23 protein-coding genes are annotated in these 22,918 nt (G+C 37.7%); 5 read left to right on the plus strand and 18 right to left on the minus strand.

Annotation, left to right across the window (positions count from 1 at the left end; genetic code table 11):
* The first annotated feature begins 191 nt into the window (after nt 1-191).
* The 3 genes from ACORHT_RS04865 (at nt 192) to xerS (ending at nt 2,205) form a co-directional block, all read left to right on the plus strand.
* Nucleotides 192-341 carry a zinc-ribbon domain-containing protein gene (locus ACORHT_RS04865; RefSeq protein WP_434350804.1) on the plus strand — a complete coding sequence of 50 codons (150 nt, stop codon included), beginning with the start codon at nt 192-194 and terminating at the stop codon, nt 339-341.
* Between the two features lie 82 nt (nt 342-423).
* The gene (locus ACORHT_RS04870; protein WP_434350805.1) at nt 424-840 is read left to right on the plus strand and encodes a zinc-ribbon domain-containing protein; all 417 of its coding nucleotides are present in this window, start codon (nt 424-426) and stop codon (nt 838-840) included.
* A 294-nt stretch (nt 841-1,134) separates the two neighbouring features.
* A complete protein-coding gene (gene xerS / locus ACORHT_RS04875) occupies nt 1,135-2,205 on the plus strand; it encodes a tyrosine recombinase XerS (protein ID WP_434350806.1) in 1,071 nt (356 codons plus the stop codon).
* 151 nt (nt 2,206-2,356) lie between these two features.
* Here xerS and ACORHT_RS04880 read toward each other — a convergent pair whose 3' ends face one another.
* From ACORHT_RS04880 to ACORHT_RS04965, 18 genes are all read right to left on the minus strand, one after another.
* On the minus strand, nt 2,357-3,529 hold the full coding sequence (locus ACORHT_RS04880; RefSeq protein WP_434350807.1) for an AAA family ATPase: 1,173 nt from the start codon (nt 3,527-3,529) through the stop codon (nt 2,357-2,359).
* Nucleotides 3,526-4,734: a hypothetical protein gene (locus ACORHT_RS04885; RefSeq protein ID WP_049548452.1), complete on the minus strand. Its 1,209-nt coding sequence runs from the start codon at nt 4,732-4,734 to the stop codon at nt 3,526-3,528. Before ACORHT_RS04885 ends, ACORHT_RS04880 begins: the two co-directional genes overlap by 4 nt.
* A gap of 605 nt (nt 4,735-5,339) precedes the next feature.
* Complete coding sequence (locus ACORHT_RS04890) at nt 5,340-6,329, minus strand: lipoate--protein ligase (RefSeq protein WP_434350808.1); 990 nt, start codon at nt 6,327-6,329, stop codon at nt 5,340-5,342.
* A gap of 195 nt (nt 6,330-6,524) precedes the next feature.
* The gene (lpdA, locus tag ACORHT_RS04895) at nt 6,525-8,228 is read right to left on the minus strand and encodes a dihydrolipoyl dehydrogenase (RefSeq protein WP_434350809.1); all 1,704 of its coding nucleotides are present in this window, start codon (nt 8,226-8,228) and stop codon (nt 6,525-6,527) included.
* A 39-nt stretch (nt 8,229-8,267) separates the two neighbouring features.
* A complete protein-coding gene (locus ACORHT_RS04900) occupies nt 8,268-9,311 on the minus strand; it encodes a dihydrolipoamide acetyltransferase (RefSeq protein ID WP_434350810.1) in 1,044 nt (347 codons plus the stop codon).
* A gap of 328 nt (nt 9,312-9,639) precedes the next feature.
* Nucleotides 9,640-10,632: an alpha-ketoacid dehydrogenase subunit beta gene (locus tag ACORHT_RS04905; RefSeq protein WP_006152177.1), complete on the minus strand. Its 993-nt coding sequence runs from the start codon at nt 10,630-10,632 to the stop codon at nt 9,640-9,642.
* Between the two features lie 16 nt (nt 10,633-10,648).
* Nucleotides 10,649-11,617, minus strand: coding sequence for a thiamine pyrophosphate-dependent dehydrogenase E1 component subunit alpha (locus ACORHT_RS04910; protein WP_036757432.1), 969 nt, complete (start codon nt 11,615-11,617; stop codon nt 10,649-10,651).
* Between the two features lie 180 nt (nt 11,618-11,797).
* Complete coding sequence (locus ACORHT_RS04915) at nt 11,798-13,138, minus strand: MATE family efflux transporter (RefSeq protein ID WP_434350811.1); 1,341 nt, start codon at nt 13,136-13,138, stop codon at nt 11,798-11,800.
* An 11-nt stretch (nt 13,139-13,149) separates the two neighbouring features.
* Nucleotides 13,150-13,410: a hypothetical protein gene (locus tag ACORHT_RS04920; RefSeq protein WP_414320654.1), complete on the minus strand. Its 261-nt coding sequence runs from the start codon at nt 13,408-13,410 to the stop codon at nt 13,150-13,152.
* A gap of 10 nt (nt 13,411-13,420) precedes the next feature.
* A complete protein-coding gene (locus ACORHT_RS04925; RefSeq protein WP_434350812.1) occupies nt 13,421-14,692 on the minus strand; it encodes a dihydroorotase in 1,272 nt (423 codons plus the stop codon).
* Nucleotides 14,693-14,704: 12 nt separating this feature from the next.
* A complete protein-coding gene (locus ACORHT_RS04930) occupies nt 14,705-15,169 on the minus strand; it encodes an NUDIX hydrolase (protein WP_001135763.1) in 465 nt (154 codons plus the stop codon).
* Between the two features lie 9 nt (nt 15,170-15,178).
* Nucleotides 15,179-15,832: a uracil-DNA glycosylase gene (locus ACORHT_RS04935; RefSeq protein WP_434350813.1), complete on the minus strand. Its 654-nt coding sequence runs from the start codon at nt 15,830-15,832 to the stop codon at nt 15,179-15,181.
* 117 nt (nt 15,833-15,949) lie between these two features.
* Nucleotides 15,950-16,861, minus strand: a complete 912-nt coding sequence (locus ACORHT_RS04940; RefSeq protein ID WP_434349583.1) for a hypothetical protein — start codon at nt 16,859-16,861, stop codon at nt 15,950-15,952.
* A 39-nt stretch (nt 16,862-16,900) separates the two neighbouring features.
* Nucleotides 16,901-17,593 carry a YjjG family noncanonical pyrimidine nucleotidase gene (locus tag ACORHT_RS04945; RefSeq protein WP_434349584.1) on the minus strand — a complete coding sequence of 231 codons (693 nt, stop codon included), beginning with the start codon at nt 17,591-17,593 and terminating at the stop codon, nt 16,901-16,903.
* A gap of 152 nt (nt 17,594-17,745) precedes the next feature.
* On the minus strand, nt 17,746-18,720 hold the full coding sequence (gene pta / locus ACORHT_RS04950) for a phosphate acetyltransferase (RefSeq protein ID WP_434349585.1): 975 nt from the start codon (nt 18,718-18,720) through the stop codon (nt 17,746-17,748).
* Between the two features lie 15 nt (nt 18,721-18,735).
* A complete protein-coding gene (locus tag ACORHT_RS04955; protein WP_434349586.1) occupies nt 18,736-19,635 on the minus strand; it encodes an RluA family pseudouridine synthase in 900 nt (299 codons plus the stop codon).
* The gene (locus ACORHT_RS04960) at nt 19,632-20,450 is read right to left on the minus strand and encodes an NAD kinase (protein WP_075230147.1); all 819 of its coding nucleotides are present in this window, start codon (nt 20,448-20,450) and stop codon (nt 19,632-19,634) included. Before ACORHT_RS04960 ends, ACORHT_RS04955 begins: the two co-directional genes overlap by 4 nt.
* Nucleotides 20,434-21,105 (minus strand): GTP pyrophosphokinase, encoded by a 672-nt coding sequence (locus tag ACORHT_RS04965; protein ID WP_075231359.1) that lies wholly within the window; start codon nt 21,103-21,105, stop codon nt 20,434-20,436. Before ACORHT_RS04965 ends, ACORHT_RS04960 begins: the two co-directional genes overlap by 17 nt.
* Nucleotides 21,106-21,240: 135 nt before the next feature.
* Here ACORHT_RS04965 and ACORHT_RS04970 point away from each other — a divergent pair, with 135 nt between their 5' ends.
* Together ACORHT_RS04970 and ACORHT_RS04975 are read left to right on the plus strand one after the other, a co-directional pair.
* Complete coding sequence (locus ACORHT_RS04970) at nt 21,241-21,810, plus strand: CYTH domain-containing protein (protein WP_434349587.1); 570 nt, start codon at nt 21,241-21,243, stop codon at nt 21,808-21,810.
* A 163-nt stretch (nt 21,811-21,973) separates the two neighbouring features.
* Nucleotides 21,974-22,918, plus strand: a complete 945-nt coding sequence (locus ACORHT_RS04975; protein ID WP_434349588.1) for a ribose-phosphate diphosphokinase — start codon at nt 21,974-21,976, stop codon at nt 22,916-22,918.

A 22,918-nucleotide genomic window follows, 5' to 3' on the forward strand; every position in this document is an offset into this window, starting at 1 on the left:
AAAATAAAATATTTACTTGGATTTGTGATTGTTGCGAATTAGAATTCAATGAAAAGTTAGGGATTGTTTTAGATGTATTTACCAACAGTGACTTTAATAATCTTAACTCTATTTGTCCTTACTGTAATAAAAAAATCCCTAAACCAAATGAAAAAATAAGCTTCGCTAAACCGTACTTAATCAATGAATGGGTGAAAGAACTTAACGGAGATATTGACACTTTCTTTTATGATTCAAATATAATAGTTGATTGGATTTGTCGTAAATGTCACAGGAGTTATAAAGCGAAAATTTCTGAACGCTCCGAAAACGGATCAATGTTGCCCATATTGTTCATTTAAAAAGACTGCAAAAGGTTATAACGATCTTGAAACAACACATCCTTGGTTAATTAAAGAATGGTCTATATTAAATAAACAAGAAATGTCTTCAGTAAGAGTTAATTCAACATATACCGCCGCATGGTGGAAATGTCCTGTATGCACTGGAGAATATCAGCAAGTCATTAAAGAAAAATTTTACAGAGAAAATTCTTGTCCATATTGCAGGAATCAAAAAGTTTTAAAAGGATTTAACGACTTGGCAACAACTCAACAAAGTCTAATGAATGAGTGGGATTATTTAAATAACCTTCTAATAGCAAGCCCAACTGAAATCACAGAGTTGAGTAATATGTCTGTATGGTGGATATGTCAGGAAAATCCAGAACATCGTTATAAAATTCAACTTAAAGAAAGAATGGCATACAGAAAACGAAATAAAAAGGCATGTTCGATTTGCAAAGGTTACAGAAGAAAGCAAGAACATTTTATACAGTTTAAAAAAGATATAAAAAAATAAGAACACTTTAAGTAAAGTGTTCTTATTTTGTCAAAATGTACATTTGAAAAGTTTTTAGTTTTCACTTAGACAAAGTACATATTACAGTAGATGTATAGATTTTAAGATTTCCAGTATTCACTTGAATAAAGTACATAATTAAGAATAATTAGCTCTAAAAAAATTTTTGGTTATGTCTTTTAAGTTATCTATTCCTAAATCTCCCCTATAACATCTTTCCGAAAAACTATAATTTTCTTGAAAAATATATATAGCTATGCTATACTACTAGTATAGAAATATTTGGAGAAAAACATGAAACGCGAGATCTTATTAGAACGGATTGATAAACTTAAACAAGTTATGCCCTGGTATGTTCTTGAATACTATCAATCGAAACTGGCTGTACCATACAGTTTTACGACCTTGTACGAATACTTAAAGGAATACGATCGATTTTTCAACTGGGTCTTGGAATCTGGTATATCAGATGCTGACACCATGGCCAATATTCCCTTAGAAGTTCTGGAGCACATGACCAAGAAAGACATGGAATCCTTTATTCTTTACTTACGTGAACGTCCTCTGCTCAATGCCAATACGACAAAAAACGGGGTTTCTCAAACAACCATTAACCGTACCCTTTCGGCACTTTCTAGTCTGTATAAGTATTTGACTGAGGAAGTTGAAAATGAACAAGGTGAACCTTATTTCTATCGCAATGTCATGAAGAAGGTTGCTACCAAGAAAAAGAAAGAAACCTTGGCGGCCCGAGCTGAAAATATCAAGCAAAAGCTCTTTTTAGGTGATGAAACAGAGGGATTTTTGAATTATATAGATGAGGAATACCCTAAAACTCTCTCAAATCGAGCCTTATCGTCCTTTAACAAGAATAAGGAGCGAGATTTAGCCATCATTGCACTCCTTCTCGCTTCTGGTGTTCGTCTCTCCGAAGCAGTTAACCTTGATCTTCGAGATCTCAATCTTAAGATGATGGTGATTGACGTCACTCGAAAAGGTGGAAAAAGAGACTCAGTCAATGTGGCTGCCTTTGCAAGACCTTATTTAGAGCAATATCTTGCCATTCGTGACAAACGTTATAAGACAGAAAAGACCGATACAGCCCTCTTTCTAACCTTGTATCGAGGGGTTCCAAACCGGATTGATGCTTCTAGTGTTGAAAAGATGGTAGCTAAGTATTCGGAAGACTTCAAAGTTCGGGTAACTCCCCACAAACTACGCCATACTCTTGCAACCCGTCTCTATGATGCCACCAAATCCCAAGTTTTGGTCAGTCATCAACTAGGCCATGCCAGCACACAAGTTACTGACTTGTATACCCATATTGTCAATGATGAACAGAAAAATGCCTTGGATAGTCTGTAAAATACATAACATAAATTATGTAGAATGTTATCGTACAAAAGAAGCTGGATAAGTAATCAGTCACCCAGCAGTTCAAATTAGCAAAAGCCTATAACCTTAAAAAATCACGGTTCCATGATTTTTATTTTGACTCACCCCAAAAATGCGGAACTCATTCTCCTTCATATCTTCTTCTGAAATCTTCCGCAATTGTATCCTGAACAAGGCGTTTTATGTGACGAAGATTATTTTCTTCTGAGAATCTCATAATTTTTTCCGTTAGTTCGTCATCAATTGCATAGGTTCCTTCTTTGATAGAATTAAGCTTATCTACCAAATTATTTGCTTGTTCTTGGATAAATAGTCGTTTTTCGTCAAGGTTGGGAATTTGAAAATCACTAAGTAAATCAAACCGAGACCTCAGTGGAGCTGGAATATACTGAGTATAATGTTCAGAAGTCATATTTGAAGTAAATACAATAGTATATCCATTAAGATTGTGAGCAACACCATGTCTATCCGTAAATTTACCATCTTCCAGTAGCTCATAAAAGAAATTAAATACAGCTGGTGTTGCTTTTTCGAATTCATCAATAAGAATAACTCTAGATTTTGATGAATTAATTTTTATAATAAGCTCACCACCCTCATCGCTTCCAACATATCCGAGTGGAGAACCTATTAAACTATTCAACACTCCTTCTGTCGAGTAGTTTCCAAAATTAATTTTGATAAGCTCCTCATCTGGATAGAGCGACTTTGATAAAATCTTAGCAAATTCTGTCTTACCTATTCCAGATTCACCAATTAAAAACACAGAAAAAATCTTTCTAACTCCTATTTTTTCGAGTAGTATAAAGTTTGCATACTTCTGTACAAAATCTTCCTTAAATAAATCATGACCGATTAGCTTGCTGGCAGCCTCCTGTATTTTATTTCTAAATTCAGTATTGCTCCTATCTTTCATGACATCATCAGGATTAAAATTTTGAACTTCTGGATTAGCAAAATCTTCATTTATTTCTTCATCTTCAAATAGAAGTGGCAACTCTTTTAGTACACTTTCATATTTTAACTTATTTAGCCAAAAAATAAGGGAGATAGGTACTTTACTTAACAAAAAGAAAAGCCGACCTATATACTGGCTATTGTAGGCATTTAAATTCATCAAGGCAGATAAATCTATAACTAATCCTTTTACAGTGTCAAATTCCTTGCATATATCCTCTATTTCACTCAAATTAGAGAAATCGTGAGATAAAATACGAGTGATATCAATCTTTTTACTTTCTGAGAAGCGTTTTTTTAAATCATCTATTCTTGCAACATCATATAAATAAATCACGATTCACTCTCCACATTGATTTTCTGAACGACAGCAATCACATCTATCAAATGGTATGTTCCTTTTAATTTTTCATACTTGAAATCTATTTCGAATTCCGCCCCTGATTTATCGCTCTTTTCAGATAATGAGGATTTTGGGATAATATCTTTTACATTTTTTATCACATTATTCTTCTTGGCTTGCTTACTCATAAACTCTAAAAATCTTGTTGATATGGTATCCACTTCTGAAAAATCAACCTTGCCTCTATCTATTCCAACTAAGCTAAGTTTTCCAAGTTGAAAATCGCTATGTCTATATCCATTCTCAAAACCTTCAACATCTCCATAAGGGAAACGAACCAAGAATTCTTCACCATCTTGTTGGAAGCTATAATCAATCGTATAGTCAGTCAAAAAAGTAGAAAGTAGATTTGACATATTTAATTCGATTCCCTCGGTGCTAGGATTATCCAACTTGCTAGCCTGTAATACCTGCAATATAAGTGGAATATCTTGTGCGTTTACGGGATTAAGAGCCACACTGTCAAATTTTATTAAATCTCCTTGCTCCAGGTTCTCAGCTTGAAAATTTTTAGACATTTCATAGACTTTTCTAAAAATCGTAGATTTAGTACTTTTAACTTCAAAACTCTCATTGATTTTGCTTTCTGCAGTTAATTCGTTGTCATTTTCATATCCTGAGTAAAAACTATTCCTCATTCCAATTTTAAAAGAGTTTTTACGACTTATTATATTGCTATTTTCTTTCTGAATAGTTGTCTTGATAGTATCATCGATTAGGGTAGCAATCTCATAAGACTTAGCCGAATTCAGATACACTAAGTTGAAATAGTCTATACTTGATTGAGAATTGTCTGCTTCTGTATTAATTTTATTGATAGAATCTATCCGCCAACTCACAGCACTCAATATGGCAATAGCCATTAGTAGTACATTTAAATCGATATTAGCTATGGGAATTAGACAATCCAATACGGGCTGGAGCAGTACATACAATATGGTTACAAATAAAAAATCATCCTTCTTCTCATTTATTAAAAAGTAAAAGGACAATATTGCCACTACAGCAAAAATCATCTTATATCCAGAATACGGCTGTAATATATTAATTTTAAACAAACAACCAAGGATTGTATATGTAACTAATGTATAGGTGGTTACCCTACGATAATTTATGTCTAAGAAAAATTTCTTTACCAACAAACACCTCCAACTTTCTTAATCACTCTTTTGTCTCTCTCTTACAAGAAGAGCATTGATTAGCAGTTTTTATTTTTCTATTATACCATATATCAGAGATCAGTCCAAGGCAACCAGTCACCCAGTAGTCAAAATAATAAATACCTATACCCCCTTAAATAGCGATTTTGGTCGCTATTTTTGTTTTTCTGGATTTTACACTTGACTCTTTAGATATTCAGAGTTATCATCAGACAGACAAAAATAAAAGTAAAGGAGTTGGCAATGAAAAATTTTAGACATAGTCCAGAAAGTCAGAATGAGCAATAGTCTAAACGATCTAAAATCGAAACATGCCAATTAACTACTTTTGGTGAAATTCACGATTATGTTCCTGAAGATATGTTTTCGAAATCAATATTTGAAACAAAAATTCCTTTGAATAAAGATGGAGCTTGTAAATTTTTAAATCTCGAACGAGCTGAAGAGTATTTTTGTCGATTGGATCGGTCTAAAAGCATAGAGTATGAGGAGTTTTGGTTTGAATAATGAAAAAAAGTGAGTAGATTTGTTCTACTCACTTAATCCCATAGACAAGACTGCTTACCTAAAACCAACTTCTTTTTTTATTCAACAACTGCCTCAGCAATTTCTTCTGCAGTGATTCCTGCGAAGTAACGGCCTAGGTTAATACTTTGAAGGGCTTTAAGAACATCTTCACGTTCGTATTTAACGCCACGAAGGACATCTTCTACTGCTGCTACGTCTTCGATACCAAAGAAGTCACCGTAAATCTTGATGTCTTGAATTTTTGACTCAATAACATTAGCAAAGATTTCAACCTTACCGCTTGGGAATTTAGTTCCACGACGGACGTTATACTCTGGTGATTTCCCATAGTTCCAGTCCCAAGTTCCAAACTTAGTTTCTTTGATGCGATTGATTTCAGCCAATTCCTCATCTGAGAAGACATACTCTGTCATTTCAGGGTATTCTTTTTTCATGTATTCCAAAAGTAAGTCACGGAATTCTTCTACAGTAATTTTTTCTGGCAATTCGTCTACGATATTGGTTACTCGTGCGCGAACTGATTTAACACCTTTAGATTCAAACTTATCTTTAGAAACCTTAAGTGCATTAGCTAGGACTGACAAATCCACGTTAAAGAGAAGACAACCGTGGTGCATGATACGTCCGTTGATATAGGCTTGTGCATTTCCACAGAATTTCTTACCGTCAATCTCAAGGTCATTGCGACCTGTAAATTCAGCTTTAACACCAAGTTCCGCCAAAGTATTGATAACTGGAGTAGAGAAGCTCTTGAAGTCAAAGGCCTTGTTTTCATCTTCTTTTGAAATGATTGTATAGTTAAGGTTGTTCAAATCATGGTAAACAGCTCCACCACCACTGATTCGACGGACTACTTCGATACCGTTTTCGCGTACATAGTCACGGTTAATTTCTTCGATGGTATTTTGGTGACGTCCTACAATAATAGAAGGTTTGTTGATCCAAAGCAGGAAGATTTGATCCTCGTCCAAAAGGTATTTAAAAGCATATTCTTCCAAGGCGATATTAAAGGCAGTGTCATTTGAATGATTGATAATGTATTTCATAGTATTTCCAAAAATCTAGTTTTTAAATTCTGTTCATAACAATCCAATTTTCTAAAGTGGTAAAAAGAAATGTAACGATAACACGTTACATTTCTCGGAAAAATTGAGACAAGAGACTCAATTTTTAGGCATGGAACCCTAATAGAGGTCGCTGCCGTCCGTACTACTTTAAGAAAATTTTATTGAAAGACTTATTTATTTTTTCTTAGGTGAATGGATGGCCATTCCAAGAACATCCGCAAACGCTTCGTACATCACTTCTGAGTATGTTGGGTGACCGTGGATTGTCTTAAGCATTTCTTCAACAGTGATTTCCATTTCGATGATGCTTGATGCTTCGTTAATCAATTCTGCAGCTGCAGGACCTATGATGTGGACTCCAAGGATTTCACCATATTTCTTATCGGCAATGACTTTAACAAATCCTTGAGCAGCATCAGATGCAATTGCACGTCCGTTTGCTGCAAAGTTGAATTTACCGATTTGGACATCATATTTCTCACGAGCTTGTTCTTCAGTCAAACCAACTGCTGCTACTTCTGGAAGTGTGTAAATAGCTGCAGGAGTCAAGTTCAATTTAGCAACATGGTGATTTCCTTTAAGGGCATTTTCAGCCGCTACTTCACCCATACGGAAGGCAGCGTGGGCCAACATCTTAGTACCGTTGATATCACCTGGTGCATAGATACCTGGAACAGAAGTTTCCATGTATTCATTAACCTTGATACGACCACGGTCTAACTCAAACTCAACTTCTCCGATTCCTTCAAGATCTGGAACACGGCCGATTGAAAGAAGGGCTTTATTTGCGATGATATCATCTTTTCCTTCAACCTTGATACGAAGTTTGCCATCTTCTTCAATGATTTCTTGAAGTTTAGTACCTGTCAAGATAGTCATACCTTTACGTTCAAGAATCAAGCGAAGGTTTTTAGATACTTCAGCATCCATTGCTGGAACAATGCGATCCATCATTTCGATAACAGTAACTTTTGAACCAAATGTCATGAAGGCTTGCCCAAGCTCGATACCGACAACTCCACCACCAATAATCACAAGGCTTTCTGGTACTTCATTCATTTCAAGGATGTCATCACTAGTCATCACAAGAGATGATTCCATACCAGGAACGTTGATTTTGCTTACTTTTGAACCACCAGCAAGAATGATTTTCTTAGTTTCAAGCAATTCAGAACCATTTACCAAGACATTCTTATCTTTTGTTATAGTACCGATACCTTTATGAACATCAACTCCATAGCTACGAAGAAGTCCTGCCACACCACCTACAAGGGTATTGACAACTTTTGATTTTGTTTCTAAAAGTTTCTCCATGTCAACTGTGAAATTAGGATTTTCAATCACAATACCACGATTTGCTGCATGACCGATATTTTCGATAATTTCAGCGTTGTGAAGGTAAGTCTTAGTTGGGATACATCCACGGTTTAAGCAAGTTCCACCAAGTTCAGATTTCTCGACAAGAGCAACCTTACCACCTAATTGAGCTGCTTTAATGGCAGAAACATAACCAGCAGGTCCACCACCAATAACAACGATATCATAAGCATCATCGCTCTTACCATCATCGTTCGAAGCACTTGCTGCAGGTGCTGGGCTAGCTTCTGGTGTAGCTGATCCAGCTGTTGGGATATTTTCCCCTTCTTCACCAAGATAACCGATAACTTCAGTAACAGGAACAGTCTCGCCGTCCCCTTTCAGGATAGCGATCAAGTAACCGTCTTCTTCTGCTTCCAATTCCATGCTGACTTTGTCAGTCATGATTTCCAAAAGGATTTCTCCTTCTTTTACAAATTCTCCGACTTTTTTATTCCATTGGACGATTTGTCCTTCTGTCATATCCACGCCGGCTTTTGGCATAATTACTTCTAAGGCCATATCTTACTTCCTTTATCTATATTTCTAAAAATAAATTCTCTAAACCAACATTGAGATTGGGTTTTCAATTAAAGCTTTCAAGTCTTTCATAAACTTAGCACCAGCCATACCATCTACGACACGGTGGTCAATTGTTAAACCAAGACTCATAATTGGACGAATCACGATTTCACCATTTACTACAACAGGTTTCTCAATTGTTGAGCTAACCCCAAGGATTGCTGAGTTCGGTTGGTTAATTATTGGACCGAATGATTGAACACCAAACATTCCCAAGTTACTGATGGTGAAGGTTGAATTTTGCAACTCGCTAGGAGCTAGTTTACCATCCAAAGTACGTCCGATAACATCTTTGAAGGCAACTACCAACTCAGACAAGCTCATTTTTTCAGCATTATAAACAACTGGCGTCATCAAACCATTATCCATTCCAACTGCCATCGCAAGGTTGACATAGTTGTGAGTGATAATTGTCTTACCATCTTCAGTTAATGACGCATTGATGTATGGGTGTTTCATAAGAGTCTTAACAACCGCAAGTGAAAGCAAGTCTGTAACAGTTATTTTCTTACCAGTTGCTTCCATGATTGGATCAAGGACTTTCTTACGAAGGGCAAGCATTTCAGACATATCGACATCATAGTTAAGCGTGAAGGTTGGTGCAGTCAAGTATGACTCAACCATACGTTGAGCAATAACCTTACGCATTGGTGTCATTGGAATACGTTCGATTTCACCGTAAGGTGTTACATTATCTGGAACTTCTTCCACTTTTTCAATCTGAGAAGGTGACTTGATTGTTTCGTTCTCGATATTTTCAGGAAGGAATGCCAAAACATCCTTCTTCATAATCTTACCACGGTGACCAGTTCCTTGAATTTCTTGCCAAGCAATATTATGCTCTAATGCAATTCGTTTTGCGAGTGGTGAAATGCGAACCACGTTAGTGTCTTTATATGTTTCCACATCTTCTTTGTGGACACGACCGTTTGCGCCTGAGCCAGAAATGTCATAGAGATTAATTCCTAAATCATCTGCTAATTTTCTAGCTGCAGGAGTCGCTCTTAGCTTATCATCAGCCATGACCTCTCCTATTCTATACTAAGATATTAAGGACGAAGAGGACAATGAAAAAATAGGAGATTGACGATGTGTTCGATGAACACAAGGAAATCTATCTTTTTTTCACAGACCTCCGTCCGAATTCAATTACATGATGCAAAGGGCGTTAAAAGTCAAAGTGAAAATAGGAAACTTGACGAAGAGACTTTAGTTTCTAGGAAAGTTTATCTTTTTCACACAGACTTTAGCCCGTGCTCTAATCTAAGATACTAAGGACGTAGAGAACTTTGCATCTATAGATACAAAGCTTCTCGTCTGATTAATTTGTTTACATAATTTATTTTATGTATTATTGTTTGTTGTGAGTTTTACGGATTGCATCTTTGATGCTTTCAACTGTTGGAATCATTGCATTTTCAAGATTTTGTGCGTAAGGCATCGGTACGTCTTCCCCTGCACAACGGCGAATAGGTGCATCTAAATAATCGAATGCTTCTGATTCTGAGATAATAGCTGAAATTTCACCGATAAAACCACTTGTCTTGTGAGCATCGTTGACAAGAACTACTTTTCCAGTCTTCTTAACTGAATTAATGATGATGTCTTTATCAAGTGGAACCAAAGTACGTGGGTCTACTACTTCTACTGAGATGCCTTCTTCAGCCAATTCTTCAGCTGCTTGCATGACACGACGAAGCATTTTACCGTATGTTACTACTGTTACATCAGTTCCTTCGCGTTTGATTTCTCCGACACCAAGTGGGATAGTATAGTCTGGATCAACAGGAACTTCACCTTTTTGGTTAAATTCCGATTTGTATTCAAGGATGATGACTGGGTTGTTATCACGGATAGAAGACTTAAGAAGTCCCTTCATATCAGCTGGTGTACCTGGAGCTACAACCTTCAATCCTGGGATGTGAGTAAACCAAGATTCCAATGATTGTGAGTGTTGTGCCGCAGAACCTACTCCGTTACCAGCAGCACAGCGGATTGTAATAGGCACTTGACCTTTACCACCAAACATGTAACGAGTTTTAGCTGCTTGGTTGACGATATTATCCATGGCAATAACAGAAAAGTCCATGAAAGTCATGTCAACGATTGGGCGAAGTCCAGTCATAGCAGCACCAGCAGCTGCACCAGAAATCGCTGCTTCAGAAATGGGACAGTCACGTACACGTTCTGGTCCAAATTCTTCAAGCATACCTACAGATGTACCAAAGTCTCCACCGAAGACACCTACATCTTCACCCATCAAGAGTACATTTTCATCACGACGCATTTCCTCAGACATTGCAAGGATAATGGTATCGCGGAAAGACATTAATTTTGTTTCCATATTTCTCTACTTCTCCTTAGTCTGCGTAAATATCTTCAAAAGCTGATTCTAGTGGAGGGAATGGGCTTTCTTCTGCAAACTTAACAGATGCTTCCACTGCTTCCTTAACTTGCGCTTGAATTTCTTCGAGTTCTTCTGCACTAGCAATTTTATTCTCAACAAGGTACTTGCGAAGGTTTTCGATTGGATCTTTTTCTTTCCACTCATCGACTTCTTCACGTGTACGATATTTACCAGGGTCTGATGATGAGTGACCAAGCCAACGGTAAGTTACACTTTCGATCAAGACAGGACCTTTACCAGAACGAACATGGTCAACTGCTTTCTTAAATCCTTCGTAGACATCGATAACATTGTTACCGTCTTCGATAAACATTCCAGGAATACCGTAAGCAGCACTACGCTCATGGATATGCTTGACATTTGTCATTTTCTTAATATCAGCAGAGATTCCATAACCGTTATTGATACAGTAGAAAATTACTGGAAGATTCCAAATTGAAGCCATATTGACAGCTTCGTGGAATACACCTTCGTTTGTCGCTCCATCACCAAAGAAGCAGACAACAATTTTACCAGTGTTTTTCATTTGTTGAGTAAGGGCAGCCCCTACTGCAATCCCCATACCACCACCAACAATACCGTTGGCACCAAGGTTACCTGCATCTAGGTCGGCGATGTGCATTGATCCACCTTTACCTTTACAAGTTCCAGTATACTTACCAAGGATTTCAGCCATCATACCATTAAGGTCGATTCCTTTAGCAATGGCTTGTCCGTGACCACGGTGGTTTGAGGTGATGAGGTCATCTTCGTTTAGAGCTAACATAGCCCCAACGTTTGCAGCTTCCTCACCAACAGAAAAGTGCGTCATACCTGGCACTTTACCTTTTTTTACTAATTGAGCAATTTTTAAATCCATACGACGAATTTCTTCCATCTTACGGAACATCTCAAGCAAAAGATTTTTATCTAAAGTTGACATAATCTTGCCTTTCTAAGTTTAAATTCTTATAGTTCTATTCTAACTGATAGGTTAACTAGAGTCAAAGATTATGCTTGATAATTTTTCACAATGTAAAAAAAGAAAAGCCAATGAAATCAAGACTTTTCTTTACATAAAATAACTATTTCACAAACAGTTTTTCCAGTTTTTTTCATCAAATTATTTGATTGTTTTCATAATAACTTGTAAACGCCACTGATAAAGTATACCACTGATCACCAGACTAACAATTAAACCAATCCAATAAGAATAGGCGCCTAATCCTGTCCAGTGATCTAAGACTAATCCCAGTGGAATGGCTACACCCCAGTATCCGAGAAGTCCAAGATAGAAGGGAACAACCGTATCCTTGTAGCCACGTAAAATTCCTTGCAGAGGTGCTGCGAAGGTATCAGCTAATTGGAAAAACAAACTATAGGTCATAAAAGAAGCTGTTAATTGAATAAAATCGGGATCTTGACCATAGAGACTAGCAACATTTTCACGATAAATATAAAGGAAACTAAGTGTCAAAATCGCGAAAATCATAGCTGTTAAACGTCCAATATGTATGTATTGCTTAGCATCGGTTAAACGTTTAGCCCCTACTTCGTAGGAAACAACGATAGCCATAGCAGTCGAAATACTCATGGGGAAAGCATACATGAGAGTTGAGAAGTTCATGGCAGACTGATGGCTGGCGATAATGAGAGATGAAAACTTTGCCATAATCAAGCCGACTACTGAAAAAATGGCTACTTCAGCAAAGACAGTTCCACCAATTGGTAACCCAAGACGAATAGCTTCTTTGATTTTTTCTATTCGCAAGGGCATTGGTACTTCTAGATGATATTCCTTAAGCTTTTTATGCTTTAACAAGACAAGGATAGAAATCAATAACAAAACCCAGTAGGCAAGTGAGGTACCAAGGCCTGCACCTGCACCTCCAAGTTCAGGTACTCCAAATACTCCATAAATCAATACATAGTTAAAACCACTATTTAAAGGAAGCAAGAGAAGCATGAGATACATGGATAATTTCGTTAATCCGAGTGTATCAAGTAGAGAACGTATCACACTGAAAAGTAAGAGCGGGATAATACCAATAGCTAGTAGCCACAAATAACGGGTTGCTACACTTGCTACAGCTGTCTCTAATCCCATATATCCCAAAATAACTGGTACTAAAAAGAAGACTAGTACAAAAAGAATAAGGGATAAGGCTAAAGATAGATAAATAAATTGATAAAAATCTGAAGCAACCTCTTTCTTCTGTCCTTGGCCCAAATGGTGTCCGATAATAGGTACTAAAGCTGATACAATCCCTGTCAGAAAGGTGAAAAAAGGATTCCATAAGCTTGTAGCTATGGAAACTCCTGCCAGATCCAGTGTATTATACTGACCCGTCATTGTTGTATCAACAAAGGAGGCCGAATAATTAGCAAATTGGTAAATCAATATCGGAAAGAATATTTTTAAAAATAAGATAATTTTATCTTTGAGATGTTGAGTTGAGTACATACCTTCTCTTTCTACTCCTTTTCATCCAAGCCAAAAAGCTTTAAGCCGTATTTTTTCAAGCTTAATGGTGGATTACTAGCTTTTGATGTCGTGTGCCAACAATTACAAGTGTCGCAAAAATAGCTCCTAACCAAGCCTCCATTATCATAGTCTACGGCGTGGTCGGCTTTTTCCTTGGTTTCATATTGAAGTTTAGTACGGTTGGCAGCAGGACAAAACACACCGTGACAAGCCTTTCGTTTTCTATCTCTAAGTTTACGAAAATAATTCATCCTCAAGCTCCTACTCTGCTTGATAAACGATTTGGCCCTTACAGATGGTGTATTTGACCTGCCCTTTTAACTCTTCACCGATAAATGGTGAGTTAGACGCTTTAGAAGCAAAATGTGATCCTACGATACGGTTTTCCTTATCATCAAAAATGGTAATGTCTGCAGGTCCATTTTCAGCCAAATAACCTGCTTCAAAATTATACAATTTAGCTGGATTAACAGTCATTTTTTCTAGTAACTGCATCAAACTCAACTCGCCAGCTTCAACCAAGTAGGTTAAACCAAGTGACAAGGAAGTTTCGAGCCCAGTCATACCTGATGGTGCTTTAGTAAAATCCTTGACATTCTTCTCATCTACATGGTGTGGCGCATGGTCAGTCGCAATCACAGAAATGACTCCTGATTTCAGACCTTCGATAACAGCACGGCGATCAGACTCAAGGCGAAGAGGTGGATTCATCTTAGCGTTACTTCCTTTAGTCAAAAGAAGAGCTTCAGTCTTAGAAAAATGTTGCGGTGCTACTTCTGCTGTTACGTTTGCTCCCAAACCTTGAGCGAACTCCACGACCTTAACACTTTCTTCTTTAGATAAATGCTGAATATGGACATGAGCTTTTGTTGCATAGGCAATCATAACATCGCGAGCAATCATAGCGTATTCTGCAACCCCGGTAGCACCGCAGATATGGAAATGTTCTTTAGCAATATTTTCATTAAAACCTAGCGTACCATTCAGTCCAGGATCTTCTTCGTGCAGACTGATAAAGGTGTTTAACTTTTTAGCCTCTTCCATGGCTTCCTTGACAACTTTACTGCTTTCAAGTGGAATCCCATCATCAGAAAATCCAACAGCTCCAGCTTCTAAAAGCGCCTTAAAGTCTGTCAAATCTTGGCCATTAAAGTTCTTGGTAATTGTTGCTACAGTCTTGACATTGATCTTTTCCTTTGCCGCAGATTGAAGAACTTCTTGTAAGGTTTCTACGTCAGAGATCGTTGGATTAGTATTAGCCATCATCACAACAGTTGTGAATCCACCTGTAGCGGCAGCAAGTGCTCCTGTATGAATGTCTTCTTTATGAGTTTGACCAGGTTCACGGAAATGAACATGGATATCCACCAATCCAGGCGCAACTACAAGACCAGTTGCATCAATGACCTCTGCATCTTTTTCACTAATTTGTGGTGCGATTTTGACAATTTTACCGTCTTCAACCAAGACATCACACACTTGATCCAAACTAGATTTAGGATCCATTACTCGACCATTTTTAATTAGTAGCATCTGCTTTCTCCTTTATTCGTAGAAATCCACTTGGGTATCTAATAACTTATCACCATCATAAACAAACTTTGCTGAAAAGAATGGTTTATCTTCTAAAAGCCACTCTACAAAGGTATGGTCCCCTTCCCAGGTCGGCTTACTTAAAACCTCATCGTAAGGAACCCATTCTAAGGTTCCTTCATTACAGTCAATCAACTCACCTTCAAACTCAGTTACTTTAAATACATAGGTGTACCAGTCAAGGTCTGGTGTAAACTCTGGAAAGGTGATTATACCTTTAAGAACTGGCTTAGCCTTCAATCCTGTTTCTTCTAAAATCTCGCGGGCAGCACATTCTTGGGGAGTTTCTCCGCGCTCTAACTTTCCACCTACACCAATCCATTTTCCTTCATGGACATCATTAGGCTTTTTATTGCGGTGGAGCATGAGTAGCTCTTTTCCATTATCAATATAGCAAATCGTCGCTAACTGGGGCATATTCTCTCCTTATCTAAGCCAATCAATCGGCTCTTGTCCTGTCTCTGTTAAGAATGCATTGGCCTTGGAAAAAGGCTTGGAACCCCAAAATCCTCTGTAAACGGAAAGGGGACTCGGGTGAGCTGATTCAATAATCAGATGTTGAGGATTAGTTACCAATACCTTCTTCTTACGTGCATAAGCACCCCAGAGGACAAATACTACTGGTCTATCTAAATTATTAACAATCTTAATCACGGCATCCGTGAAAGGCTCCCATATTTGACCAGCATGACCGTTGGCCTGTCCTGCCGGAACTGTAAGACAAGCATTAAGAAGCAAAACACCTTGCTCGGCCCAAGTAGTCAAATCATGTGAATTCTTAACTCCAATATCATCTGCAAGTTCTTTCAAGATATTTTGCAAAGAAGGAGGTGCTGGAATAGAATCTGGAACTGAAAAACTCAAGCCCTGAGCTTGACCAGGCCCATGATAGGGATCTTGGCCTAGAATCACAACCTTAACCTCTTCCAGAGGAGTGGTCAAAAGAGCCTGAAAAACCTTTTCTTTAGGAGGATATACAGTTCCTTGAGCATAAACCTGCTCCATAAAGTGATTGATTTTCCCAAAATAACCCTCAGGTAATTGCTCTTTAATTAAAGCATGCCAAGACGAGTGTTTCATAGCCAACTCCTTCGTTAATACTGCCTCTATTATAGCAAAAAGTGGCTATCTAAACCACTTTTAAAAGTATCTATTGAGATTTGAGAAGTTTTATAGAGAATTTATACTAGAGAGCCTTTATTCAACACCTTTTCTCGTATTAGAAAGGATAAATTCTTTGTCGATTTCATCAATAGTCAATTCTGTTCGAGTATTAAGATTTTCATTAAAACTTTTATTCAATTCCTTTGCAACGCTTATCCTAAACTCATCACTTGATTTTTGTTTATAGTAATCAAATCCTCCAGAAGCCGCGCTACAGCAACTCCCCCAATCTGAAAGATAGCCTATTATTTCAAAAACACTATCGTTGTATTTTTCAAATTTTTTAGTTGCTGTACTTTTTAAATAACCTGAAATACAATTTACAAAAGTGTAGTAATACTTAGAGTCACGAAATGAATTGAATTCTACACTATGAAAACTCGGATCAAGAATCCGTGCTGATCGTACATCTTCCATGGTGGGTTTTCTAGGAATTTTAATATCAGTCAGTAGATAAGCATAATAGGTTTCCTTGTCGAAAAAGGCTCCATCTACTGCTATCAAAGCACCATACATACCATCCTCATACTGAAACACCATCACAGCACCGTTCCTATATTTGCTTTCTACAGGTACAGGCGGAGAAATTCTCTTTTTGGGCTTTTCTTTTTTGACACTTATCTTTTCTAAAAACTTATCTAGATTCTCACTTCTTTGTTCTAAAAATTCATTATCTGCACCCAATTCTTGGGCAAGTTCTAAATCCTCTTTGTTGATAATGATTTCTTTAATTTCAAGCAAGAATTCGTCATCTAATTGCCCAACTTCCCATAAACAGTGTGCTAAGGCGAACAAGACATCATACATATCGTCTTCGTATAAATCCAATGTTAAGTCATTTTTGATTGTATTTACATCTTCACCTTGATTGTATCTCTCGAAAAATTCTTCTTTAATATCTAAGGAGGTGTCATTTCCAAAAATCGTTGCATCCCATGTTCCCATAATTTTATGCTCCTTTTATTTAATTTTATTTTAGAATCTTTAAAGTTTCCCCAAACAATTCAGCAAATCTTTATAAGAATGAACCTCGTGTGTTGGATGCAGTTGTGTTGTATTTTCTAAATGTTGAGGATTGTACCAGACAGTATCAATTCCTGCATTTTGCCCACCTTGAATATCAGCTGACAAAGAATCACCAATCATAAGCGTCTGATTTTTATCAAAATTAGGGATTTGAGCTCCAATTTTTTCATAAAATTCAGCATCTGGTTTTTGGGTATGGAGTTGCTCTGAAATGAAGATTTCCTTGAAAAATGGTGCAATTCCAGATTGTTCCAAACGACCTGTCTGAATATAGGTGATTCCATTTGTCGCAGCATAGAGCTCATAGCCCTGACTTATCAATTTTCTTAATAAATCTTCGACACCTGGGAAAGTCTGTCCCTGTTTTGATAGGAAAAACTGGTAGCGCTCTGCTAAGTAGGACCCATCTTTTTCAATGCCAAAGTGAGCAAGCAATTTTGCAAAACGTGTATTGATCAATTCTGATTTTGTAATCTTTTTCTGCTCTAAATCCTTCCAAAGAGCCTTATTCATTGGTACATAGTAATCTTTGTAGGCTTGGATATCCTCTACTCCTTCTTCTTTTAGGAGTTGCGATAAGGCAATATCTTCTGCAACATCAAAATCGAGTAAGGTATGGTCGAGGTCGAAGAATAGAAATTTGTATTTCAATCTATAAAATCCTTTCTGTATTTGGAAGATAAAGAAATTGAACTCTTAAACCTTTAAGCTAACTTGCCCCAAAGTTCAGTAAAATCATAAGGCTTCTTCAATTACTTCATACTTGAAAAGCTCCTTTAACAGAAAAGGAGCTATCTTTTATTTTATTGGTGTACAGCTTGGGCTGCTGTGATAAGAGTAAGTTTGAAGACGTCGTCTGAGTTACATCCACGTGAAAGGTCATTAACTGGTTTGTTCAAACCTTGCAATACTGGACCAACCGCTGCAAAGCCACCGAGACGTTCTGCCATCTTGTAACCAATATTCCCTGCTTCAATACCTGGGAAAATAAAGACGTTTGCTTGTCCAGCAACCTTACTTCCTGGTGCTTTAAGAGCAGCTGTTTCTGGAACGAAGGCAGCATCGAATTGCAATTCCCCATCAATTTCAAGGTCAGGACGAAGATCATGAGCAATCTTAGTTGCTTCAACTACTTTATCTACGCTTTCACCAAAACCAGAACCTTTAGTTGAATAGCTTAGCATTGCAATTTTTGGTTCGATACCGAACATCTTAGCTGTGATAGCAGAGTTAATCGCAATTTCTGCCAAAGCTTCAGCATCAGGATTGATATTGATGGCACAGTCACCAAATAGGTAACGCTCAGTGCCACGAACCATAAGGAAGGCACCTGAAGTACGACTAACATTTGGACGTGTTTTAATGATTTGAAGGGCTGGACGAACAGTTGCCGCAGTAGAGTGAATAGCTCCCGAAACCATTCCATCGACCAAGCCCATGTATACCAACATAACACCAAAATAGTTCACGTCTTTAACCAAGATTTCGCGAGCTTCTTCTTCAGTCATTTTTCCTTTACGACGTTCTACAAGTGATGCTACCATGTCTTCAAATTGAGGGTAATGTGCAGGATCGATTACTTCATAACCATCCATGATTCCTTCGATTTCAAGATAGATTTTAATTTTATCAGGATTTCCAAGTAGGACAGGAACAACTTCTGTTTCCTTTACGATGCGTTTTGTTGCTTGAAGAATACGTGGTTCTTCACCTTCAGGCAAGACAATACGTGCATTTTTACCAACTAGGTTGGCTTTTAAACTTTCAAAAACTTCCATGAGTTTTTACTCCTTTTAAGATAAATTATTATTTGATAACTGAGTAATAAGGGTGTTGAAATCATCCGGCAGTGGACTTTCCATCTCCAACTGCTCTTCAAGAAAAGGATGATAAAACGATAGGTAATGGCAATGCAGAGCTTGACGCTCTATGCCATGTTCAAGACTACCACCATATAGGTCATCACCAAGCAATGGGAAACCAATATGGGAGAAATGGACACGAATCTGGTGTGTCCTTCCTGTATGCAGTCGAATATCAACTAGATGGATATTGCCATAAGACTCCACTATACGATAGGAAGTATGGGCATACTTACCACCTTTTGCCACTCGTCTAGTAATGATTGAATCTTCGTCACGGGCAATCGGTGCAATAATCTCACCTTGAGGTTCCAGAAAACCATCTCCTTTAACCAGAGCAAAGTATCGCTTTTCAATGGCTTTCTTTTGCAACTGTTTGTCTAGCCTAGCATGAGCATAACCATGTTTAGCAAAAAGCATTAAGCCCGAAGTGTCTCGATCTAGTCTGGTTACAATGTGGACTTGTTGATTTTCATAGTTCTGTTTCACATAGTGGCCCTTGATAAAGTTAGCGATGGTATTGGAATGATTGACACTAGGAATCGAGGCCACACCAAAGGGTTTGTTTAGAATTAAGAAATGATCATCCTCAAACAGAATATCCAGTGGATAATCTATTGCTTCCAGTGTCTCGAAACCTTCCTCAGGAGGAATGTCGATGACAACCACATCTCCTATATCCAAGAGATAGGTTGCATTTTGTGGATGACCGTTTACGCGAATATCTCCACCTCGAAACTTGATTTTGGCTAGCAAACCTTTAGAGACTTCATGCTTTTTTAAAAAGGTCTTTACCTTGATGTGTTCGTCAGCAATGAACTCAAATCTCATTCATCCACCTCACCAATAAAGGCATCTTTGACACGATTCCAAAAACTGGTATGACTTGGAGTTGCAACAAAGTGGATCTTGTGGTGATCAATCTGGTACTCTATTCGCTCAATATTACGGAAGGAATAAACACTATTGTCAACTGAAATGGTATGATAGTCATTGCGAGTCGGTATCAACTCGATCTTATCCTTCTTAGGTACAATGATTGACGAACCGAGGGTTCGGTAAACACGATTGTTCAAACTTGCAATCTCTGTCAATTGTAGAGCTTCGATAGTGTGATGTAATACAGCCCCCCCAAGAGATTTATTATAAGCTGTACTTCCAGTTGGTGTCGAGACGGTTAAACCATCCCCCCGAAAGCGTTCAAACGGTACATGATTGATAACAACGTCCGCTACCATGGTTCTATCAGTTCTCCGAATGCTTGCTTCGTTCAAGGCACGGAAAATTTTCACTTCACCATTTTCTAGAAAAATCTTTACATTTAAAAGCGGATAGGATACACGTGCTCCACTGTCTAATAGCAAATTAGTAACCAGTTGATCCAGTTCGAAATCACGATAGTCCGTATAAAAACCCAAGTGCCCCGTATGAACTCCCACAAAGCGAACCTTATCCAGCTGGTCTTCATACTTGTGAAAGGCAGACAAGAGCATGCCATCTCCACCAATGGAAATCACAATATCTGGATTTTTGTCGTTTAATATAAAGTTATTTTTCCTGAGTCGATCTTTTAACTCATATAGGACTCTTTGACTTTGAGGCTTGCGGTTAGCGATTAGATCAATTCGTTTACCTGTATTCTTCATCGGTATCGTCACTGTTTCCTACCCCGTCATTTAACTTTCTATGTAAGGGATCAAAGAGAGCTTGTGCTTCTTGAATATCATCACGAATCTTGCTCATTTCTTCGTCTAACTGGTGAGAAATCCTCGCAGTAATGGCAAGTCGCTCCTTGATTTCCTCTGGGAAATCTCCCTGATATTTATAGTTGAGCGAATGTTCAATTGTTGCCCAAAAATTCATAGCCAAGGTTCGAATCTGAATCTCAACTAAAATCGTTTTAGCACCCTTAATCGTGTCAACAGTGTACTCGATAATCAAGTGATATGAACGATAACCCGACGCCTTACGATGCTTAATATAGTCTCGTTCTTGAACAACTCTCATATCCTGTCTTTTATGAAGGATAGAGACAACTTCTTGCACGTCATCTACAAACTGAACCATAACGCGCAAACCTGCGATATCCTGCAAGTCTTGCTCAAGTGTATCATAGCCGATTCCACGACGGACCATTTTTTCCTTGATACTTTCTATCGGTTTAACGCGACCAGTTACAAACTCGATTGGAGAATGTTTATTTTGCTTACGGTATTGTTTTCGAATACCACGAAGTTTAATCTTCAACTCTCCAACAGCCTGAATGTAAGGATCTAAAAACTCTTCCCATTCTGTAATCATATATTTCTTGTGTCCAATTCTCTATACACTTTAGATTTATCTAGTCTTTGATTTTATAGAAAAAATCATATACAATAAATACAATGCTTATTATACCATATAATCGCTTTCATAGATAAGGAAAAGGTTAAAAAAATGAAACATTTGGAAATTGAAATGAAAACTCTTTTAACTAAGGAAGAGTATCTCCGATTACAAGCAAATTTTTCGGAAATTTTACCGATAACACAGAAAAACTATTACCTAGACACACCAGATTTTTATCTCCGTCAGAATAAAATCGCCATGCGCATTCGTACTTTTGAGGATAGTGCTGAACTGACTATCAAAATCCCACAAACCGTAGGAAATATGGAATATAATCAAGCCTTAAGCTTAGAAGAAGCCACCAAATGCCTTGAATCAGGAAAACTCCCTCAAGGAATGATTCTTGAAGAACTCCTCTCCCGCGGAATTTCACCAAGAGATTGGACTGTTTTAGGATGCTTAACGACTATTCGTTACGAAAAGGCGACACCTATTGGTCTTATGGCACTTGATCAAAGCCACTACTTCGATATTGTTGACTACGAATTTGAGTTGGAGGTAGAAAATGGCGACCAAGGAAAGCTTGATTTTAAGGACTTTTTAGAGGCAAATAGCATCAATTACCAAAAAGCACCCTCAAAATTAGTTCGTTTTATAGAAAATATGAAAAAATACTGAAATAATCTTCTTTTTTTGATAGAATAGAAGAGATAAAAAATAATAGAATCTGTGTCGCAAATGCTTTCTTCAAATATACTTTTCTCAGACTAAGAGACAAGGATTTTTTAAGAAAAATAGTTTACTACACAGTTTCACATAGTTTATAGAGGACGGTTTATCAATGTCAGATACAAAAAACATGAAGCTTTTCGCTCTCAATTCCAATCAGGAAATTGCTCAAAAAATTGCTGATGCTGCTGGTGTTCCACTTGGGAAGTTGTCTTCCCGTCAATTTTCAGACGGTGAAATCCAAGTCAACATCGAAGAAAGTGTCCGTGGTTATGACGTCTATATCATCCAATCAACCAGCTACCCTGTCAACAATCACTTGATGGAGCTCTTGATTATGGTTGATGCCTGTGTTCGTGCTAGTGCAAATACGATTAACGTTGTCCTTCCTTACTTTGGCTATGCGCGTCAAGATCGTATCGCTTCTTCTCGCGAACCACTTACTGCCAAGCTTGTTGCCAACATGTTGGTTAAAGCTGGGGTTAGTCGTGTGTTGACTCTTGATCTACACGCTGTACAGGTTCAAGGTTTCTTTGACATTCCAGTTGATAATCTCTACACAATTCCACTTTTTGCAAAACACTATTGTGATAAAGGACTCGTTGGTTCAGATGTGGTTGTCGTTAGCCCTAAAAACTCTGGTGTAAAACGTGCTCGTAGCCTTGCTGAATATCTTGATGCTCCAATTGCGATTATCGACTATGCGCAAGATGATTCTGAACGCAACCAAGGCTATATCATTGGTGATGTTGAAGGTAAAAAAGCAATCTTGATCGATGATATTCTTAACACTGGACGTACTTTCTCTGAAGCAGCTAAAATCGTGGAACGCGAAGGCGCAACTGAAATCTATGCTGTTTCAAGTCACGGACTTTTTGTTGAAGGTGCTGCAGAATTGTTAGATGCAGCAGATATCAAGGAAATCTTGGTAACAGACTCTGTTGCAACTAAAGGGAAAACACCTAAAAACGTACAATACATCACTGCTAGCGAATTGATTGGTGATGCTATGGTTCGTATTCACGAAAGAAAACCAGTTAGTCCACTATTTAAATAG

Origin of the sequence: Streptococcus sp. KHUD_014 (assembly GCF_051106275.1) — a bacterium.
In the GTDB taxonomy this organism is placed as follows: Bacteria; Bacillota; Bacilli; order Lactobacillales; family Streptococcaceae; genus Streptococcus.

Bases quoted from the DNA above. Each gene is read 5' to 3' on its own strand.
- ACORHT_RS04900 (WP_434350810.1), bottom strand. From the start codon at position 9,311: ATGGCTGATGATAAGCTAAGAGCGACTCCTGCAGCTAGAAAATTAGCA.
- ACORHT_RS04960 (WP_075230147.1), bottom strand. From the start codon at position 20,450: ATGAAGAATACAGGTAAACGAATTGATCTAATCGCTAACCGCAAGCCT.
- ACORHT_RS04940 (WP_434349583.1), bottom strand. From the start codon at position 16,861: ATGGGAACATGGGATGCAACGATTTTTGGAAATGACACCTCCTTAGAT.
- lpdA (WP_434350809.1), bottom strand. From the start codon at position 8,228: ATGGCCTTAGAAGTAATTATGCCAAAAGCCGGCGTGGATATGACAGAA.
- ACORHT_RS04905 (WP_006152177.1), bottom strand. From the start codon at position 10,632: ATGGAAACAAAATTAATGTCTTTCCGCGATACCATTATCCTTGCAATG.
- ACORHT_RS04975 (WP_434349588.1), top strand. From the start codon at position 21,974: ATGTCAGATACAAAAAACATGAAGCTTTTCGCTCTCAATTCCAATCAG.
- xerS (WP_434350806.1), top strand. From the start codon at position 1,135: ATGAAACGCGAGATCTTATTAGAACGGATTGATAAACTTAAACAAGTT.
- ACORHT_RS04915 (WP_434350811.1), bottom strand. From the start codon at position 13,138: ATGTACTCAACTCAACATCTCAAAGATAAAATTATCTTATTTTTAAAA.
- pta (WP_434349585.1), bottom strand. From the start codon at position 18,720: ATGGAAGTTTTTGAAAGTTTAAAAGCCAACCTAGTTGGTAAAAATGCA.
- ACORHT_RS04890 (WP_434350808.1), bottom strand. From the start codon at position 6,329: ATGAAATACATTATCAATCATTCAAATGACACTGCCTTTAATATCGCC.
- ACORHT_RS04925 (WP_434350812.1), bottom strand. From the start codon at position 14,692: ATGCTACTAATTAAAAATGGTCGAGTAATGGATCCTAAATCTAGTTTG.
- ACORHT_RS04935 (WP_434350813.1), bottom strand. From the start codon at position 15,832: ATGAAACACTCGTCTTGGCATGCTTTAATTAAAGAGCAATTACCTGAG.
- ACORHT_RS04970 (WP_434349587.1), top strand. From the start codon at position 21,241: ATGAAACATTTGGAAATTGAAATGAAAACTCTTTTAACTAAGGAAGAG.
- ACORHT_RS04955 (WP_434349586.1), bottom strand. From the start codon at position 19,635: ATGAGATTTGAGTTCATTGCTGACGAACACATCAAGGTAAAGACCTTT.
- ACORHT_RS04910 (WP_036757432.1), bottom strand. From the start codon at position 11,617: ATGTCAACTTTAGATAAAAATCTTTTGCTTGAGATGTTCCGTAAGATG.
- ACORHT_RS04965 (WP_075231359.1), bottom strand. From the start codon at position 21,105: ATGATTACAGAATGGGAAGAGTTTTTAGATCCTTACATTCAGGCTGTT.
- ACORHT_RS04930 (WP_001135763.1), bottom strand. From the start codon at position 15,169: ATGCCCCAGTTAGCGACGATTTGCTATATTGATAATGGAAAAGAGCTA.
- ACORHT_RS04870 (WP_434350805.1), top strand. From the start codon at position 424: ATGTCTTCAGTAAGAGTTAATTCAACATATACCGCCGCATGGTGGAAA.
- ACORHT_RS04920 (WP_414320654.1), bottom strand. From the start codon at position 13,410: ATGAATTATTTTCGTAAACTTAGAGATAGAAAACGAAAGGCTTGTCAC.